General features: G+C 86.1%; 1 pseudogene. It reads right to left on the reverse strand.

Annotated features, from left to right (window positions below):
• Positions 1–136: 136 nt before the first annotated feature.
• Positions 137–316: pseudogene (locus ADL12_RS56825) on the reverse strand (LacI family DNA-binding transcriptional regulator); the annotation flags it as partial.

Raw genomic sequence — 316 nt, forward strand, 5'->3', positions numbered from 1 at the left:
GAACTGGGCCACCGCCGGATCGTGCACATCGACGGCGGGGGCGGCCCCGGCCCCGCCCAGCGGGGGCGCCCGGACCCGGCCGGGCGGCGCCCGCCCGGGGGGGGGGGGGGGGCGGGGGGGGGCCCCCCGGCGCCCCGGCCGCCCGCCCGGCCGGGCGCCGGGGCCCGGGGTGGGCGCGCCCCCGCGCGGCAGGGCGCGGGCGGCCCCCGCCGTCGATGTGCACCATCCGGCGGTGGCCCAGTTCCACGAGGTGGTCCATGGCCTGCCGTGCGCCCTTGCCCGCGGCGCTGTGCACGAAGTCCACGCGCGCCTGGGG

It is taken from the genome of Streptomyces regalis, assembly GCF_001509475.1.
GTDB lineage: Bacteria > Actinomycetota > Actinomycetes > Streptomycetales > Streptomycetaceae > Streptomyces > Streptomyces regalis.